This window comes from Bacillus sp. 7894-2 (genome assembly GCF_002272225.1).
Lineage (GTDB): Bacteria > Bacillota > Bacilli > Bacillales > Cytobacillaceae > Cytobacillus.
This window is the reverse complement of sequence record NZ_NPDG01000010.1, coordinates 25901-43642: the sequence shown is the minus strand read 5'-3', so window position 1 is coordinate 43642 and position 17742 is coordinate 25901. Positions and strand designations below refer to the sequence as shown.

The 17742-nt window shown below is 42.2% G+C and carries 17 protein-coding genes and 1 riboswitch; of the genes, 11 read left to right on the top strand and 6 right to left on the bottom strand.

What is annotated here, in order from left to right:
- Nucleotides 1-13: 13 nt before the first annotated feature.
- Together CHI10_RS02375 and CHI10_RS02370 are read right to left on the bottom strand one after the other, a co-directional pair.
- On the bottom strand, nt 14-1342 hold the full coding sequence (locus tag CHI10_RS02375; protein ID WP_095242676.1) for a nucleobase:cation symporter-2 family protein: 1329 nt from the start codon (nt 1340-1342) through the stop codon (nt 14-16).
- Between the two features lie 253 nt (nt 1343-1595).
- Nucleotides 1596-1946 (bottom strand): Na-translocating system protein MpsC family protein, encoded by a 351-nt coding sequence (locus tag CHI10_RS02370; protein WP_095242675.1) that lies wholly within the window; start codon nt 1944-1946, stop codon nt 1596-1598.
- Nucleotides 1947-2110: 164 nt separating this feature from the next.
- Nucleotides 2111-2208, top strand: a riboswitch (purine riboswitch).
- A gap of 181 nt (nt 2209-2389) precedes the next feature.
- Here CHI10_RS02370 and CHI10_RS02365 point away from each other — a divergent pair.
- The 8 genes from CHI10_RS02365 (at nt 2390) to ade (ending at nt 11014) form a co-directional block, all read left to right on the top strand.
- A complete protein-coding gene (locus CHI10_RS02365) occupies nt 2390-2884 on the top strand; it encodes a (2Fe-2S)-binding protein (RefSeq protein ID WP_095242674.1) in 495 nt (164 codons plus the stop codon).
- The gene (locus CHI10_RS02360) at nt 2881-3477 is read left to right on the top strand and encodes a nucleotidyltransferase family protein (RefSeq protein ID WP_095242673.1); all 597 of its coding nucleotides are present in this window, start codon (nt 2881-2883) and stop codon (nt 3475-3477) included. The genes CHI10_RS02365 and CHI10_RS02360 overlap by 4 nt, the downstream gene beginning before the upstream one ends.
- 4 nt (nt 3478-3481) lie before the next feature.
- Nucleotides 3482-4357 carry an FAD binding domain-containing protein gene (locus CHI10_RS02355; protein ID WP_095242672.1) on the top strand — a complete coding sequence of 292 codons (876 nt, stop codon included), beginning with the start codon at nt 3482-3484 and terminating at the stop codon, nt 4355-4357.
- Nucleotides 4354-6642 carry a xanthine dehydrogenase family protein molybdopterin-binding subunit gene (locus tag CHI10_RS02350; protein WP_095242671.1) on the top strand — a complete coding sequence of 763 codons (2289 nt, stop codon included), beginning with the start codon at nt 4354-4356 and terminating at the stop codon, nt 6640-6642. Before CHI10_RS02355 ends, CHI10_RS02350 begins: the two co-directional genes overlap by 4 nt.
- An 8-nt stretch (nt 6643-6650) precedes the next feature.
- Nucleotides 6651-7484: an XdhC family protein gene (locus CHI10_RS02345; RefSeq protein ID WP_095242670.1), complete on the top strand. Its 834-nt coding sequence runs from the start codon at nt 6651-6653 to the stop codon at nt 7482-7484.
- On the top strand, nt 7463-7777 hold the full coding sequence (locus CHI10_RS02340) for an XdhC family protein (RefSeq protein ID WP_095242669.1): 315 nt from the start codon (nt 7463-7465) through the stop codon (nt 7775-7777). Before CHI10_RS02345 ends, CHI10_RS02340 begins: the two co-directional genes overlap by 22 nt.
- An 88-nt stretch (nt 7778-7865) precedes the next feature.
- Complete coding sequence (locus CHI10_RS02335; RefSeq protein ID WP_095242668.1) at nt 7866-9233, top strand: NCS2 family permease; 1368 nt, start codon at nt 7866-7868, stop codon at nt 9231-9233.
- 38 nt (nt 9234-9271) lie between these two features.
- The gene (gene ade / locus CHI10_RS02330) at nt 9272-11014 is read left to right on the top strand and encodes an adenine deaminase (RefSeq protein ID WP_095242667.1); all 1743 of its coding nucleotides are present in this window, start codon (nt 9272-9274) and stop codon (nt 11012-11014) included.
- A gap of 26 nt (nt 11015-11040) precedes the next feature.
- Here ade and CHI10_RS22845 read toward each other — a convergent pair whose 3' ends face one another.
- The 4 genes from CHI10_RS22845 to CHI10_RS02315 all read right to left on the bottom strand — a co-directional run bounded on the left by CHI10_RS22845 (nt 11041) and on the right by CHI10_RS02315 (nt 14782).
- Nucleotides 11041-11808, bottom strand: coding sequence for a glycosyl hydrolase family 18 protein (locus CHI10_RS22845; protein ID WP_353615957.1), 768 nt, complete (start codon nt 11806-11808; stop codon nt 11041-11043).
- Nucleotides 11778-12761: a stalk domain-containing protein gene (locus tag CHI10_RS22840; RefSeq protein ID WP_353615956.1), complete on the bottom strand. Its 984-nt coding sequence runs from the start codon at nt 12759-12761 to the stop codon at nt 11778-11780. The genes CHI10_RS22845 and CHI10_RS22840 overlap by 31 nt, the downstream gene beginning before the upstream one ends.
- Nucleotides 12762-12889: 128 nt before the next feature.
- The gene (locus CHI10_RS02320; RefSeq protein ID WP_095242666.1) at nt 12890-14332 is read right to left on the bottom strand and encodes a phospholipase D family protein; all 1443 of its coding nucleotides are present in this window, start codon (nt 14330-14332) and stop codon (nt 12890-12892) included.
- A 129-nt stretch (nt 14333-14461) separates the two neighbouring features.
- Nucleotides 14462-14782, bottom strand: coding sequence for a DUF3243 domain-containing protein (locus CHI10_RS02315; protein ID WP_095242665.1), 321 nt, complete (start codon nt 14780-14782; stop codon nt 14462-14464).
- A gap of 195 nt (nt 14783-14977) precedes the next feature.
- On the opposite strand from CHI10_RS02315, the gene plsY reads away from it, so the two are divergent.
- The 3 genes from plsY (at nt 14978) to CHI10_RS02300 (ending at nt 17713) form a co-directional block, all read left to right on the top strand.
- On the top strand, nt 14978-15562 hold the full coding sequence (gene plsY / locus CHI10_RS02310) for a glycerol-3-phosphate 1-O-acyltransferase PlsY (RefSeq protein WP_095242664.1): 585 nt from the start codon (nt 14978-14980) through the stop codon (nt 15560-15562).
- Nucleotides 15563-15721: 159 nt separating this feature from the next.
- Entirely contained in the window at nt 15722-16438 is a 717-nt protein-coding gene (locus CHI10_RS02305; protein WP_286136856.1) for a sensor histidine kinase, read from the top strand.
- Nucleotides 16439-16552: 114 nt separating this feature from the next.
- Entirely contained in the window at nt 16553-17713 is a 1161-nt protein-coding gene (locus tag CHI10_RS02300; RefSeq protein WP_095242662.1) for a CapA family protein, read from the top strand.
- Nucleotides 17714-17742: the final 29 nt, after the last annotated feature.

Sequence of the window (17742 nt, the reverse complement as noted above, 5' to 3'; positions counted from 1 at the left end):
ACAGCAGCTGCTATTAAATCATTTCAGCTGAGTGATCTCCTTTCAGCTGTTCGATTCTTTCAGTTTCACTTATATTTAAATCTTTATAATTAAATACCAAATTTAATAAAATTGCTGTGATGCTTCCCAATACAATTCCATTTTCAACCAGCAGTCGTGCACTTGTAGGCAGACTCTCAAAAATCTGCGGTACAACTGCTGAACCAAGTCCGATTCCTATTGAACAGGCAACAATCAGCAGATTTTCATTTTTGCTGAAATCCACTGCAGAAAGCATTCTGATTCCTGATGAGATAACCATCCCAAACATTGGAATCATGGCTCCACCAAGAACAGCCATAGGAATAATCGTAGTCAGAGCAGCCACTTTAGGCAAAAGGCCTAAAGTCATTAATATGACCCCAGCTGCGATAACAACATTTCTCGTTTTTACTTTAGTCAATGCTACCAGTCCCACATTCTGCGAAAAGGATGTATAAGGAAACGCGTTAAAAATGCCCCCTATAACAACAGCCAGTCCTTCTGCACGCAGCCCCTTTTTTATGTCTTTAGAGTCCAGCTTTCTCTCACAGACATCTCCGAGAGCGAGAAATACCCCAGTAGATTCAATCATGCTTACAATCGCTACTAAAGTCATCGTAAGGATGGCTGAGGCATTGAATGTAGGAAATCCGAAATAAAACGGCTGAACAACATGAAACCAGGAAGCCTGGCTGACTTCGGCAAAGCTGACGAGCCCCATAAAATAAGCTGCTATTGTCCCGGCCACCAATGACAGCAGGACAGAGATCGCTTTCATGTAGCCTTTAAAAAACCTGTTCATTAAAATAATCAGCACCAGTGTAAATGCAGCCAGGAATAGATTCTCCGAACTTCCATAATCAGGTGATCCCAGCCCGCCTGCAGCATTATTCATGGCGACAGGAATTAGTGATACCCCGATAATAGCGACGACTGAACCGGTAACGATCGGCGGGAAAAACCTCATAATTTTACTCATAAATTGTGATAGGATCATGACGATAATACCTGAAGCAATAATTGCTCCGTAAATGGCAGTAATGCCCTGCAAATTCCCGATGGCAATCATCGGGCCGACTGCTGTAAAAGTACATCCCAGAATGACAGGCAGCCTAATGCCAAAATGCTTCCCCCCTATAACTTGAAGCAATGTAGCAATCCCGCAGGTAAACAAATCAATCGATATTAAGTAAGCAAGTTGCTGGGCATTAAGCCCAATTGCCGGTCCCACAATCAGCGGTACAATAACAGCACCTGCATACATGGCTAGCACATGCTGAAATCCCAAAGTCCCTACCTTCCAAGGATTTAGCTTTTCCAAAGATTTTCCCCCCAGGTTTAATTCTTTGTTATGCCATAGCCTGCTCCAGCTTTTTTAAAAACGGCATCACCTCCCAAAAGAAATATTTGTATAAAAAAAACCGCAGCAATAGAAAACATCAAAGTAAACCATAGATGTTCTATTACTGCGGTCTCATCCAGCTTCCGTTAAACAAAAGACAAAGGAACCGCTCCTATATTCAGGTTTAAGAAAACTGCGTCATGCACAGCTCTCCCAACATAATGTAAAACTACTATTCTTCAAAATAAATAATAGTGCATGCTTCTTCAGTAACAGGATCATAATCTTTTAAAATCGTTTTGACTTTCAAATGAAGAGCATTTTCAATCAATCCTTTTAAATGCGATTTAAATTCAACAATCAATGCTGAATCAACCGAAATAGTCAGGTGTTGGAAGTTCCGGCTCAGCATCTGCAGTGCCTGAACACGCTTATGCTGGGCAAAGATGATGACTCTATCATCAAAAGTTTCAATACGCTGTTTTTTTACGCCTGTTCCATAGATCTCCTGGTTGACACGATTATAAAGAAAAGCGAGATCTTTTTTGATTGTCTGAGATAATTTTGAAGTTAGTACAGTCATGTAATCCTCCTGTAATCACTATATTAAACAAGGCAATTTTATAAGTCAATATCTTTTTTTCAGAAAATTCTTACTTGACAAAATATTGACTTAGCTATTACACTACAAATCAACTCCCCCTCTATTTCTATAATTGTCCCAATAAAACCTCCCTTCAGCACCATGAAAAATTAAATAGAATTTTTCGTATAACCTCAATAATCGGTTTGAGGGTTTCTACTGGGAACCGGAATTCCTATCTACGAAAGGTATATTTCCTGTGGACTTCATACAGGTGCCTTTTGTGCAGGAATTTTTTTGTGCTTATTAGTCTATTTAGAAGAAGAAGCATAATATCATAATTTAAATACCCCTGCTTACTCGCCAGGCTAATATCCCTACAAACTGCTCACACTATTTTTTCATTGCCATTATAGTTTCAAAATCTCTGAGGAGGCGAAGATTTGAAAAGTATTCAATTTATTGTTAATGGAAAGGAATGTACAGTCCTTTGCCCGCCTGCTAAACCGCTCCTTGATGTTTTGAGGGAAGATCTGGGTCTGACTGCCAGCAAGGAATGCTGCGGAAAGGGAGAATGCGGATCATGCTCTGTTCTAATCAATAATGAGGTTGTATGTTCCTGTCTTATCCTCGCTGGTCAGGCGGAAAACCAGGAGATCACCACTTGTGAAGGGGTCGGATTATCACCAAATCTGGATGTGATTCAGGAGTCATTTATTGCAGAAGGAGCAACACAATGCGGGTACTGTACTCCGGGAATCATCGTATCAGCAAAAGCTTTCCTGGATGGAATTGACCATGTTCCATCCGTTGGGGAAATTAAAACCGCATTAGGAGGCAATCTATGCCGCTGTACAGGCTATACCAAAATTATTAAGGCCGTTCAGACAGCTGCTTCAAAAAAAGATCCGAGCCGGAAACAATCGGTTAATCCATGACACATACAGCTATTTTGCTTGCCGCGGGCAAGTCCAGCAGAATGGGCACTATAAAAGGACTGCTGCCATGGAATGGAACGACATTATTCGAGCATCAGCTAAACACCCTCAGTAAATCGGTGTTTACTGATCTTGTCGTCGTATTGGGATGTGAAGCTGAAAAATTCCTTCCACACGGAAAAAATCATTCTGCAAAAATGATAATAAATGAACATTTTCAAGATGGTAAATGCTCGTCCATCATTGCAGGGGTGAAAGCTGCAGACATGTTATCAGAAACGATTCTGATTACATCCGTGGACCAGCCGCTTCAAGCTGTCATCGTTAATAATCTCGCCGGGAATCTTACAAAAAGCGGCTGTCTGATTGCAGTCCCCAGCCACCATGGCAAAAGAGGCCACCCCATCCTCTTTTCCTCCAGATTGAGACACGAGCTTTTATCGATTAAGGAAGAGAAAATGGGCTTGAGACATATTATTCAGCAGCATGAAAAATTTCTTCTAGAGGTGCCAGTGGAAAATGAGCAAATTCATCTTAACCTGAACCATCAGGAAGATTATAAAAATGCTCTTAAAAAATATACCAGGAGGTAAGTCGATGCTTGTTTCAGAGATTGACATGTTTACCCCTTCCTCTCTATCCGAATGTCTGATGCTGCTATCAAAGGAGGGCAGAATCCATAGAGTGATAGCCGGCGGTACAGATGCTGCAGTCCGGATGAAGGAAGGCAAATGGCGGCCGGAGGTTTGGATCAATATAAAAAACTTAAATGAACTGCGGTATATAGAGGAAAGTGATGATTGTATCCATATTGGCCCATTGACCACACATACAGATATTATTCATTCTCCGCTTCTGCAAAGAAAAGCGGATGTTCTCGTGGATGCAGCGCGTGAAGTCGGGGCCACTCAAATGCAGAATATGGGAACAATCGGCGGCAATATTGGCACTGCCTCTCCTGCAGGCGATACCCTTCCGGCTTTATATGTTCTTGGAGCAAGGCTTGAGCTCACCTCGCTGTCGAATAAACGAATCATTCCAATCGAAGAGTTTATCCTTGGTCCCGGCAGGACGGTATTAAAAGAAAATGAAATGATCACAAAAATCCTCATAAAACCGCAAAGACCAAATGAAATAGGCATTTTCCAGAAGCTCGGCCCCCGCAAAGCACAATCTATTTCCATTGTGAATGTTGCTATTTCACTCACAATGGACCAGGACCTGAAATGCAGGGAAGGAAAAATCGCCTTCGGATCTGTGGCACCAACTATTATCCGGGTACGCAAGTGTGAATCTATGCTTCCCCTCGGACAGCTTGATGATGAATTAATCCGGAATATCGCCAAAATTGCCTGGAAAGAGGTCATGCCCATCACAGATGGAAGAGCAACTGCTACATATAGAAGGGATATGGCGAGTGCTTTATTGGAAAGAGGATTATACCGTTTAATCAGGAGGTGGAATAACCATTGAACACCAAATGGGTTGGAAAAAGGGTGAAAAGAATTGATGGCCCGGAAAAAGTAACCGGAGAATTAAAATATATGACGGATTACCATTTTGACAATATGGTTTGGGGCAAAGTGCTGCGGTCTGAATATCCGCACGCAAAAATTAATTCCATTGATTTTGAAGCAGCCAAAAATCTGCCTGGAGTTATATGTGTACTAACCCATAAAGATATTCCCGGCTTTAATGGATTTGGGATTGTTGTTCCCGACCAGCCTGTTCTGTGTTCTGATGTTGTCCGGTGCACTGGTGACGCTGTAGCCCTGGTAGCTGCAGAAACACTGGAAATCGCCGAGCAGGCACTGAGTTTAATTAAAGTGGACTATGAGCCCCTCGAAGTTGTTGCAGATGCTGAATATGCCCTGACAGATTCTGCTCCAAAGCTTCATCCTGATGGCAATCTGCACAGTCATGTCAAAATTAATAATGGAAACATGGAGAAAGCCTTCGAGGAAGCTGACATCATTTTAGAGAATACCTTCTACTCTCCCCGGCAAATGCATGCTTTTATCGAAACAGAAGGCGGCTGGGGTGTTATGGATGACGAAGGGTTCCTCACGATTCGCTGTCCTGGACAATATGCATACCGCGATCGAATGCAGATTGCGAGGTCCCTAGCTTATAACCCTGAAAGAATAAGAGTCATTTCGAGCCCAATTGGCGGTGCCTTCGGCGGGAAGGATGAAATCACGGTTCAAATATATCTTGCTCTCCTTGCGCTCCATACGAAGGGCCGGCCTGTAAAAATCCATTTAAGCCGGGAAGAGTCTGTCATCGCGGGCATAAAAAGGCATCCTTTTAAAGTCCAGATGAAGACCGCTGCCAAAAAAGACGGGACACTCCTTGCCAATCAGGTGAAAGCCATAGGAGATACTGGTGCTTATGCATCACTTGGAGGAGCAGTCATTGCCCTTGCGATCGAACATTCATGCGGCCCTTATAAAATTCCGAATGTGGATCTCGAAGGATTCTGTGTGTATACCAATAATGGCATTGCCGGTGCCTTCAGAGGCTTTGGTGTCAATCAGGTATGCATGGGAATTGAAACACATATGGACATGATTGCAGAAAAGCTTGGAATAGACCCTATTGAATTGCGCAAAAAAAATGTCTATCACCAAGGTGAAGTTTCCAGTGTCGGCCATATTGTCAAATCCAGTGTCGGAACCTATAAAACCCTGGAAACAGCAGAGAATTGCGACCTGTGGAAGAACCGGGAAAAATACAAATCCGAAGTAAGTGAGCCATGGAAAAAACGGGGAGTTTCCGTGGCAACATCCTTTCATGGCATCGGAATGGGCATTGGTCTTCCCGACTATGGAGCCGCCTCTATTGAACTTCTTCCGGATGGAACATTCCTTGTTGGTGTGGGATGCGAGGAGATTGGCGGAGGCAACAGCACCGCCTATGCCCAGATAGCCGCTGAAATGCTGAACTGTGATATCAGCAATATCAGCATCGTTCAAGGTGATACACATAGAACACTTGATAGCGGTACTGTAACTGCATCCCGCTCCACCTATACCGGAGGAAGAGCTGTCGCGGCAGCAGCACCCAGGATGACTGAGCTTCTTATTCAAACTGCAGCTGAAATGCTGAATTTAGATTCATCTCAAATTGACTTAAGACCGAACCATATTTCAGCCCATGGAGAGACCATCCCTTATAAGTCTATCTATAAATACCTTTATGACCATCATCAGGCAACTAGAGTAGAAGGACACTTCTACCTGCCGAAAGAAAAAGAAGAAATCAAAGGTTCAGGCGGTGCTCCCCACCATTTATACGGATATTTGACACATGTGGTGATGGTGGAAGTTGATACTTTAACAGGTGAAACGGAAGTTTTGCGGGTTGTGTCCATCCCGGATGCGGGCAAGGTCATTAATCCGCAAGGGCTGGAGGGCCAGACTGAAGGCGGAGCCGTAATGGGCATCGGGTATACCCTGTATGAAGATATACTGATCGAGAATGGGTATCATAAAACGCGGAATTTCACTGATTATATCATCCCTACTATTCGCGAGACTCCTTTGATTGAGACCTTTTCGGTAGAAGAGCCCGAACAATCAGGACCCTTTGGGGCGAAGGGAATTGGAGAAGTGGTAATGATTCCGATTATTGCTGCTATTATGTCAGCCATATATGATGCAACAGGAGCCAGAATCCGCCATCTGCCCGCTACTCCCGAAAGAGTGTTTAATGCCTTAAAAGATCTCAAAAAACAAAAAGTCCAATCCACAAGGTGATCCTATTGATGAGCAGCCATTTATTTGCCAGATTAGAACAGTCAATCAAAAACCGGAAAGACACATTTCTGCTGACCATAACAAATTATCCTGATGAAAAACTCATTGGAGCCAAAGCTTTATTATGGCCAGGCGGAGAATTCTGCACTGAAGCCTCCCTTCTGCCGCTTGATGTGAGGGATTTATTAGCGGTACATTGCAATAAATTGGTCACCAAAAAACGGTCCGGCACTGTGAGATTTATGTGGAAAGAACGTTTAGTTGAATGTTTTGCAGAGTACTTCCCTTCTCCTCTCCATTTGATAGTCGCCGGTGCCGGCCATGTGTGTGAACCCGTGGCAGAAATGGGACGTATGCTCGGATTTTTCGTGACAGTAATAGACGATCGGAAAGAGTATGCAAACAGAGAACGCTTTCCAAATGCGGATGAAGTGGTTTGCCAATCCTATCTGGAATATTTCAGGCATGTCGACATTTCAGAAAAATCGTATATTCTCCTTCTTACAAGGGGACATAAGTATGATGTTCTCAGTTTGAATGAACTTTTAAAAAGGGAATGTCAGGCAGGATATATTGGAATGATCGGCAGCAGAAGACGTATTTCGGGTGTATTCGAAGAACTTCAGGAGGATTTTCGGGATGAAAGCTTTGAAAATCTATACACCCCTGTGGGTCTTGATATTGGTGCTGAAACTCCTGCAGAAATTGCTGTCAGCATCATGGCAGAAATTCTGAAAGTGAAAAATCAAAAATCAGGAGATTCCTTAAGTTCGCAAATTAAAAGATTTGCAAAAATGGGTTTCCATGAGGGGGCTGGCAAATGGACCAAATGCAGCTTATAAAGCGGGCCCTCGATATCAGGAAAGGAGGTGAGAAAGCAGCACTCGCCACAATTATCCGCACGAAGGGCTCTACCCCGAGAAAAACTGGAAGCCGGATGATTGTGTTCCCCTGCGGAAGAATAGAAGGAACAATTGGCGGAGGCTGTGGTGAAGCAGAAGTAATTGAAAAGGCTTTCCAGGTCATACAAACAAATACCCCAAGTCAAAAGCGCGTAGATTTAACAAAAGGGCTGTTTTATGAAGATGGCGGAATATGCGGTGGAATTATGGATGTTTTTATTGAACCCATCTAACCAGGAAAATAGATCTCCCGCCTGTTCCATGTTCTAGTCAGTTCGTGTCTCTGGATGAACATTAACCATGAATAAGGAGTGACCTTTCATGTCGATGATTGAAAAGGATCTTGGGTCGGGCCTCCCGCCTGCCTCTAATGCGAACCTCTTAGAACGGCTCTTTAAGCTTTCCGCACGGAACACAAATGTAAAGACAGAAATACTGGCTGGCATTACGTCGTTTATGACAATGAGCTATATCATCTTTGTCAACCCGATTATCTTAGCTGACGCAGGAATACCAAAAGAAGCCGCATTGGCTGCAACGATTTACGCAAGTGTCTTCTGTACCCTTCTAATGGCACTGTGGGCAAATTTCCCTGTAGCAGTAGCCCCGGGCATGGGGCTGAATGCATTTTTTGCGTATACAGTTGTTCTTGGTCAGGGTCTTTCCTGGCAAACAGCACTTGGTGCTGTATTTATATCGGGGATTGTGTTTTTAATTTTGACAGTTACCGGAGTCCGGCAGAAGATCGTAGATGGTGTCCCGGATGTCTTAAAGTCAGCTATAGGTGTAGGGATTGGTTTATTTATTGCTTTCATCGGGTTAAAAAATGCAGAGCTTGTAGTCGCAAATGACGCTACGTTTGTCGGATTGGGAAGTATCACCGCCAAGGGTCCGCTTCTTGCCCTATTCGGATTAATTATTGCCGCCCTCCTGATGGCAAAGAAAGTAAAAGGCGCCCTGCTTATTAGTATATTAGGTACAAGTGCAGCAGCCATGATTGTTGGTTTTATTGCCTACCCAAAAGCAGTAGGTGACATCGTGTCCCTCAATCTCCCTAGCATGTCTGAGACGTTTTTAGCTATGGATATTATGGGAGCAGTAAAATATGGCATCATCTCAGTCATTTTCTCCTTTACGATAGTAGAATTATTTGACAATTTAGCTACCCTCATCGGATTATCAAGAAAAGCCGGCCTCACAGATGAAAATGGAAAAATTGAAAACCTGGATCGTGCTCTTCAGGCAGATGCAGTTGGAACGATGGCAAGTGCAGCCTTCGGAAGCACTGCCTTAAACGCTTACGTCGAAAACGCCACAGGGATCTCGGAAGGCGGACGCACCGGCTTAACTTCTTTAACTGTAGCTGTACTGTTTTTCCTGTCGCTCATTTTTGCTCCGCTCATCTATTTCATACCGTCTGTCGCAACTGCACCTATTCTCATTCTAGTTGGAGCCTTAATGCTTAGTGAAATTAAACATATAAGCTTTGATGATTTTACTGATGTGATTCCTGTCTTTTTAACGATTGTTCTCATGCCTTTAACGTTCAGCATCGCCCAGGGACTGGCATTCGGCTTTATCTCTTACACACTGCTCAAGCTTCTTACTGGCAAGCATCAGCAAATCCACTGGATCATGTATTTTGTAAGCGTTGCCTTTATTATTAATTTCATTATGGGCGGTCATTAATCTGATGACTGATATTTTCTACAAAGTGGGGAGTCCATATGAAGCTTACCATTGAAATGTTACGAAAAAGAATTGATGTGGCGGCTAAAAGAACTCTTGCCGATCTGGTTATTAAAAACGGAAAGGTAATAAACGTATTTACACGTGAAATCATCGAGGAAGACATAGCAGTTGCAGATGGATTCATAGCTGGCTTAGGAAGCTATGAAGGCAAAGAAATTATTGATGCTGGGGGCAGCTTTATCGCTCCCGGCTTTGTTGATGGGCATGTTCATATAGAGTCGGCGATGGTTACTCCTGCTGAGTTCAGTAATGTTGTCCTCCCACATGGAGTAACGACAGTGATTGCAGACCCTCATGAAATAGCCAATGTCAGCGGTACTGACGGCATTGACTTCATGCTTGAATCTTCAGAAGATATCCCGCTCGATGTATTTTTTATGCTTCCATCCTGCGTGCCTGCAACTCCATTTGAAAATGCCGGCGCTTCCCTCAGTTATACGGATCTCGAAAAATATTACAGTCACCCAAGAGTGCTGGGGCTCGGTGAAGTTATGGATTATCCCGCTGTTATGAACAATGATGAGGGAATGCTGAAAAAACTGGAAGCAGCCTATAGTAAAGGAAAATGCATTGATGGGCATGCAGCAGGACTTAATGCGGATGAAATCAATATTTACATGGCAGCCGGCATAAGAACAGACCATGAATGCATCAATCCAGAAGAAGCACTGGACCGGATGCGCAAAGGGATGTATGTAATGCTGCGGGAGGGGTCTGCGGCGAGAGATTTATTGTCCCTTCTCAAATCTGTCAGCGAACAAAACGCACGGCGCTGTTTATTTGTTACGGATGATAAGCATCTGGATGATTTGATCAATGAAGGCAGCATTGATCATAATGTCAGAATGGCCATTAGCGAAGGGATTGACCCTCTCCTTGCCATACAGATCGCTACTCTGAATGCAGCAGAATGTTTCGGCCTGAAAAATAAAGGGGCTATTGCTCCCGGTTATGAAGCCGACCTGGTTTTTCTTAGTGATCTAAGAAGTGTCAAGGTGGAGAAAGTAATAAAGAGCGGAATACTTGCTGCAGAAAACGGGTTCATGAAGAATTCTGTTCCCAACAGCATTGCACCTGCAGCACCCATCTTGAACAGTGTCAAAATCAGCAGCATGAGCTATGATAATTTAAGCATTCCGATTGGGAATGGTGACTGCAATATCATTGGCATTATACCGAACAGCATTGTGACCAGGCATCTGGTGGAAAAGGCAGATGTAATGGATGGATATTTCCAGCCAAATCCTCATAGAGATCTCTTAAAGCTGGCGGTTGTTGAGCGGCACAATTGCACAGGCAGCCTGGGACTTGGCATTGTGAAGGGATTAGGGATCACAAGAGGCGCGATTGCTTCAACAGTTGCCCACGATTCTCATAACATTGTCGCAGCAGGCACATCAGATGAGGATTTGCTGGCTGCCATTAAGCAGACCGCAGCCATGAAAGGCGGCCTTGCTGTAGTCCAGGATGGGAAGATTCTTGCCGAACTGCCTCTGCCTATTGCAGGACTCATGACTGATCGGGATTCTTCATTTATCCATTCACGTTTATCCCAATTGAATCATGCACTTATGACAATCGGATGCAGCATGGAATTCAACCCGTTTTTGACGCTCTCATTTTTAGCGCTTCCGGTTATCCCTGAACTCAAATTAACTGATAAGGGTTTATTTTCTGTAAGATCTTTTAGCCACATTAAAGCTGAGGCAGAAAAATAAGGCCGGGATGTTCTCCGGCCTTTCTTTCATTTTTTAGCTGCTTCCTTATTAGTTAAAGTTAAGGCAGACCAGGCTGTTTCATCTGCAAAGTACCTGCTCCAGCTTGCAACACCGGCTAAATTATACTTCTTAGCTAATTCAGCCCGTTTGGATAGTGAAATTTCATCTTCAAGCCACACTCTGTATGTGATTTTATCTTTTTCTGAAAAATGCTCCGCATAATTTTGCCCGCTTGCCGGATCGTATACCGGAGTAATTTTATTTTGACTGAGCCATTCTTTCACTTTGCCCATTGATAGGGCTTTGGAAGAAACATCCCCATTTGATTTTTGTTCCCATAATCTTGTATATAAAGGCACACCCAATATTAATTTCTCATTGGGCACAACCTCGAGCAAAAGTTTCAGGTTTTCCTCGACCCACGGGAGGCTCGCTACACTTCCCGCAACCTGTGAGCTGCCCCAATGCTCATCATAAGCCATGACTACCATATAATCTGCTATCCCGGCAAGCTTATCCCTTTCATAAAAAGCCGACCAATTGCCGCTTGATGAAATGAAGGTGATATCCATCGACACTACTAAACCTGCTTCATGAAAGTAAGGAGTGGCTTCCCTTACAAACTGTGTTATATAAGGCCCGTCTACAGGATTAACATTTTCAATGTCCAGATTGATCCCGTTTAATCCATATAATTGACTGAAATGCAGAAGCTGGCGAATCATATTCTGCCTTGTTTCAAAAGAACCAAAAGCTTCATGTGTTAATTCAGGGTCAAATGCATTTGAAAACAAGCCCCAAATTTGGTATCCCTGTTTTCTGGACCATTTGCATAATCCTTTGAACCAAGATTTTTAATAGTCCCTTTTCCGTCCGCCAGCTCAAACCATGTTGGTGAAATGACATTCACACCAGCCATCATCGGGATGTTCGAAGTATTCGGGTTTTTAGTATATACAGCTTCCCAGGTCAGCTGAATAGGTCCTTCCATTTTGGGAACTGTATATTCTGTTTCTTCAAGGGAAATAGCAATTTTCTTGCTCTCCCCCTTTTTTATGTATTGCTTCTTCATATAACCGGCTCTGCCGTCTTCTTTTCTGATAAGATAGTAGTCTCCCTTTTTCTGCTCAATAAAAATTTTCTCCTTAGGAGATACGGTGGCTGTATATGGTGAATCCAGGCTTGCTTTTGTCCGCAGCCGGAGAAATTCTTCATGAATATCTTTTTCCGTCACTTTACCGGAAGCCATAGTCTCCCCATTCTTTTTAATCCAAACTGCACCTGTATCAGAGAGTATTGAATAAGTAATGGGATAGAAAGCCACCAGGGGCTCAATCGCTAAATACCTTTCTCCACCTATCTGTTTAACAGCAGAAAAGTCCAATTTAACAGCCTCCTCATTCACATAATAACTCGAAGATTCAGTCGGAAGCTGTACTACTTTATTCTTAGTGGCAATGATGATAGATTGTGAATGTTCATCAACAATAATAGCGTCATCAACAAATTTCTGCAGAAAAGTTAATGGCAGATAGATCGTTTCCCCTTCTAAATAAGCATTTCCTGCCTGTTTGCCCATAAACAAAATCGGATGATCTCCTTTAAAGTAAGCTGCCTTCTCCTTTGAAGCAAAAGGGTATAAAAATAGGATTATGCTTGAGATTATCAGTGTAAAAGCAAACAAAAGCCCCGCAAAAATAAATTTTTTAGCGGGAGCCTTTTTCTGACTTGTTTCTATTTCATACATTCCTTTTCCTCCCCTTACTTCCATCGTAACGAAATAATCAGATAATGGGAAGAAAATTTAGAATATCTTCAATTATTCACCCCTTCCTATATTAACGAAATTAATACAGGAAAGGTTTCAACTTTTTATCAGTATGTTGTAAAGTGAGTAAGCTTCTGCAGTCTGTAAGTAATATATTTAACCCCCGGCATTTTCTCGTTGGATGAATAGTTCTTTGTATAAATGGCACCGTCATTATTCCAAAGCTTATTAAAATACCTGTCAACATCCCTCATAACCTGGGATTGGGCTGGAGCACTGATTTTTAAATTTGTCTCCAGGTTTAAATCATCCAGATTTCTTCTTGTAAAATTAGCTGAACCAGCTATGATCAAACTTTTTTCTTTGCCGGTTACATACATGATTTTCGGATGGTATTGTTCAAATCCAGTATTGTACCATCTGATTTTTATGTTTTCATGGCCCAGTTTATCCAATTCAGCAGCAACAGGTATATTAGGGAGCCCAATTTTTTCAGATCCGAAAGCGTTCTGGTTGGGATCCAGGATCATTTGTACTATAACTCCCCGGTCGGCTGCTTCTTTAAGTGCGTCAACCACTTTCCGGTCAGCAAGATAAAACATGCCAAGCCAGATGGTTTCCCCTTTCTTGACTTTATTGATTTCTTGAAGAATGTGTTTATAAATTTTGCCTTCAGTCAGCACCTGGACCTTAAGCGGACCGGTTTTATTACTCTTTTCAGGTTTGAAATCTGCCAATTTGCCGGATGCTGAATAATCGACCACAGCCTGCTCCGTTTTGACGAGATCAGCTAAGATGGGCCCTTTTACTTCAAATGCTATATTGGAATGAAATCCGCTGGCATTGTGCGGGTTTCCTGAAGTAACAATTCCTGTTTTTTCCGTCACAAAAACCTTCCGGTGATTTGCTTTTATGTTCATTAGATCGAGATAGGACCTGAATGTCACCTTTGGAGCATTTTCTGCGAGCGGATTCGGCAGCCAGCCTTCTCCACTCTGGCCAAACCATTGAATAAACACACGCCAGAATGCCGAATAAATGGGATTTGAATCTCTTAAAGGAACTAGTGAAGTATAAACCACGTTTATGCCATTCTCTTTAAGTTCCCGGAATTCCGGAACTTCATGCGATCCATAGGTGCTGTTAATCCGATCCGTGATCACGGTAATTTCCATATTCGGGCGGCTGAGCTTTTTTTCGATTAGCTTATCAGCAATTTTACCGCTAATATCCGGATATTTTTTATCCCCATCATTAAAGCCATTGAATAAAAACATATCCATCACTATAAAATCCTCTGACTCGTCAATTGCTTCTATAATGCGCTGAAAGATCTGCTGTTCACTTTCTCTTTTGCCATTTTCTTTTTCATAGGTTAAATCGTAAAGGAACTGAGCATCCTCTGCAGAATATACTTCCCCTTCAAACGAAAGACCCTTTGGCAGTGATTTATTGGATTGATAGATGATGGTTGCTGCCAATACCAGCACAAGGCTCAATATGGGTATCCATACCTTTTTTATTTTTACTTTTCCCAGAACCTTTTTCACCAAGACTCCCCCTGCTCCTTAGACTGCGATAACTATATATAGACCATTTTTGACTATTGTAAACTCATCTATGCGCCTTCAGGCAAAATAAAAGACGAAGGCAGGTGCCTTCGCCATTTATATCTATTATTAGCCAACAAGCTTTACAAGCATATGAGACAGCTTATGCTTTTCTTCTTCTGTTCCTACCTTCCACAATTCCTGAAGAAGTTTTTCTTCCCGGTTTCTCGGATCTTCTTTGGAAGCCAGATAATCTCCTACCTTTTGAGCAGTATTAGCAAGCTGCTCCTCATCCATGCCCATTTTCTGTCCCATGGAAACCTTTCCGCTTAAATAATCTTTAAATCCATCAAAGCTTGAAAGAATTTCATCTTTCTTCTCGCTCCCCATGTTATCAAGCTTTCCCTCTACATTAGCTGCTTGTCCATTTACGTTATTATTTTGTTCCATGCTGAATCTCTCCTTTAATTGGATTTGATTGCTGTGACAGTCTACTAATACCCGGTGTCAAACATATCAAACAAAAGCCAGAGAGTTTGAAGCACCCCCCTGAAATAAATTGGACTTCTTTTTAATTGCACATGGTATGCTGCTTTGCTCACATGGTACAATATACTAACATAGAAAGTATGAAGGAGAGTTTTTATGATTTATGGAATTATCATTATTTTAGCTTATTTACTTGGCTCCATTCCTTCAGGTTTAATTGTAGGAAAACTTTTTTATGGAGTGGATATTCGTGAGCATGGCAGCGGAAATCTGGGCGGTACCAATACATTCCGGACCCTTGGAGTGAAGGCCGGCATGATCGTGACCATAGCTGATATCTTAAAAGGCACCCTTGCTGCATCCCTTCCCTTGTTCTTTGGCTCGGATATGCATCACCTTATTGCCGGAGTTTTTGCCGTTATTGGACATATGTATCCTCTGTTTGCCGGTTTTCGGGGAGGAAAAGCAGTGGCAACTTCAGGCGGAGTGCTATTAGCCTATGTACCGTTCATGTTTCTTATCATATTGGGTGTTTTCTTCTTAAGCCTTTACATAACTAAGTATGTGTCTTTATCCTCTATTCTGGCAGCAGCAGCATCCATCATTTACGCTCTTATTTTAGGTGACATCCCGCTAATTATCGTTGTTTCCATCCTGGGATTCTTTGTTATATACAGGCACAGGGCCAACATTAAACGAATCAGGGACAAAACCGAGCCCAAAATAAAATGGCTTGGCTAAAAACCAGCCGGCACCGCAAAGCAGCAGATCTTATTTCTGCTGTTTTTTACTTTGTAAATAAATTTTTATACATAAAAGAACATATATTGATATCTTTCGCCATACATTAGTTTAGGCTTAACTTTTGCCGAAAACGCTAATGTTAGGATGAACAATGAGATGGAAAAGGAAAAAAAGAGGTATATAAAAATAGCAGAAAGAGATATCTGCGAAAGCGGCAGTCAGCTGGCAGCAGCATTAGCCCATGAAATCAGAAATCCGCTGACAACAGTGAAAGGGTTTATGCAGCTCTTGATGCCCCATTTAGTTGAAATCGGCAAAGAACAGTACGCCCAAATTGCGATTGATGAGATTAATAGGGCAAATGATCTGATTTATGATTTTCTAAATGCATCGAAACCTGGAATAAACAAGAAAACGGAAATAGACTTAAACACATTGATTCAGGAAATGAAGATTTCTTTCGAAAATCAGGCAAATATTAAAAATATAAACCTTTCAGTTAACCTATGTCCTGGAGAGCCCGCCATCTATGGTGATTCTAATAAGATAAAGCAAGTACTGATTAATTTAATAAAAAATGCACTGGAGGCATGTGAAGACGCTCATGCAGGAGAAGGAATGGTTTGCCTGACTGCCAAATCAAACAGCCGGAAAATCCAAATCATTATTGAGGATAATGGACCGGGAATGACAGGAGAAACGATCAGCAGATTATTTTTGCCATTTTATACAACGAAAGAAAAAGGGACTGGCATTGGTTTGTCCATATGCCGGAAAATAATTGAGGAACATAATGGCAGAATTAAAGTCCATTCCACTCTTTCAAAAGGCAGTGTTTTTACAATTGAACTTCCTATGGCTTCGAACCAATAAAAGGCATTGAATATATGGAAAAATTGCAGAAAAATGATGAAAAATGCGAAAGTTCATATTAAAATTAGACTATTAATATATATTATGATGCTTTATATTAAGGGGATAATTTTGATGAAAAACACCAAAGCCTTCCTGTTATCTGCATTTTTCTGTACCACATTAGTAATTTGTTCGGGTCTCTTAATCTATAAAATGCACACTGAATATAAGGCTGAGGCAGCCGAAGCCAAACCTGTTCAATTGCATGCTGAAAATAGGGAAACTGCCGAGGGTAATAAAATCCTTATTGAAAGGGTGACCTTGGGAGCTATCGGAGACATCCTTATTCATGATTGGGTATATAATGATGCTAAAACAAAAACAGGCTATGATTTCAAACCGATGTTTGAACATGCAAAGTCGCTATTAAGTACTCCCGATCTCTTACTTGCCAATCAAGAGACTATTCTTGGCGGCCCAAAGATAGGAATTTCCAGTTACCCAATGTTCAACAGCCCTCAGGAAGTGGGGAATGCCCTCATTGATGCAGGCGTTGATATTGTATCAACTGCCAATAACCATTCACTCGATAAGGGAGTAAAGGGCTTGGAAGCCTCTCTGGATTATATGGATCAAATTGGTTTGCCGCATGTGGGAACGAGCAGAACACCCCGTGAGCAGCAAACCTTGAAAATACTCAGCAAAAACGGAATTAAAGTTGCCTATCTTTCTTATACCTATGGCACAAACGGAATTCCTGTTCCGGCAGGTAAGGAATATCTCGTTAATCTCATTGATGAAACCGCCATAAAAAAAGAAATTAACCGGGCTAAAGACGAAGCTGACGTCGTTGTGATGAGTATGCATTGGGGAAATGAATACCAGCTTCAGCCAACAGAGGAGCAAAAGAAATTAGCTGAGACTCTCGTAAATGAAGGTGTTGACATTATCTTCGGCCACCATCCACATGTGCTGCAGCCTATGGAGTGGATTGACAGAAAAGACGGCGGCCGGTCATTGGTCGTTTACTCGCTTGGCAATTTTTTATCCGGTCAGATGCGCGATTATAAAGATATAGGCGGGCTTGCCACTGTGGAGGTTACAAAATATATAGACCAAAACGGGGTCGATATCTCACTTACCAAACCGGAATTCGTCCCGACCTACGTCAGCAATAAACAGCTGAGTAATTACCGGATCGTACCGCTCGAGGATGCGGGAAGCTTTGGTTTACCACATGCAGAGTCCAAATTTGCCGAAATTATGAAACATATGATGGGAAATGTTCAGTAAAGCGCTTATAGCGCTTTTTTTGTGTAAAA

Bases quoted from the DNA above. Each gene is read 5' to 3' on its own strand.
- CHI10_RS02305 (WP_286136856.1), top strand. From the start codon at position 15,722: ATGGAAAAGGAAAAAAAGAGGTATATAAAAATAGCAGAAAGAGATATC.
- CHI10_RS02355 (WP_095242672.1), top strand. From the start codon at position 3,482: ATGCTTGTTTCAGAGATTGACATGTTTACCCCTTCCTCTCTATCCGAA.
- CHI10_RS02345 (WP_095242670.1), top strand. From the start codon at position 6,651: ATGAGCAGCCATTTATTTGCCAGATTAGAACAGTCAATCAAAAACCGG.
- plsY (WP_095242664.1), top strand. From the start codon at position 14,978: ATGATTTATGGAATTATCATTATTTTAGCTTATTTACTTGGCTCCATT.
- CHI10_RS02340 (WP_095242669.1), top strand. From the start codon at position 7,463: ATGGACCAAATGCAGCTTATAAAGCGGGCCCTCGATATCAGGAAAGGA.
- CHI10_RS02335 (WP_095242668.1), top strand. From the start codon at position 7,866: ATGTCGATGATTGAAAAGGATCTTGGGTCGGGCCTCCCGCCTGCCTCT.
- CHI10_RS02300 (WP_095242662.1), top strand. From the start codon at position 16,553: ATGAAAAACACCAAAGCCTTCCTGTTATCTGCATTTTTCTGTACCACA.
- ade (WP_095242667.1), top strand. From the start codon at position 9,272: ATGAAGCTTACCATTGAAATGTTACGAAAAAGAATTGATGTGGCGGCT.
- CHI10_RS02370 (WP_095242675.1), bottom strand. From the start codon at position 1,946: ATGACTGTACTAACTTCAAAATTATCTCAGACAATCAAAAAAGATCTC.
- CHI10_RS22840 (WP_353615956.1), bottom strand. From the start codon at position 12,761: ATGTATGAAATAGAAACAAGTCAGAAAAAGGCTCCCGCTAAAAAATTT.
- CHI10_RS02360 (WP_095242673.1), top strand. From the start codon at position 2,881: ATGACACATACAGCTATTTTGCTTGCCGCGGGCAAGTCCAGCAGAATG.
- CHI10_RS02315 (WP_095242665.1), bottom strand. From the start codon at position 14,782: ATGGAACAAAATAATAACGTAAATGGACAAGCAGCTAATGTAGAGGGA.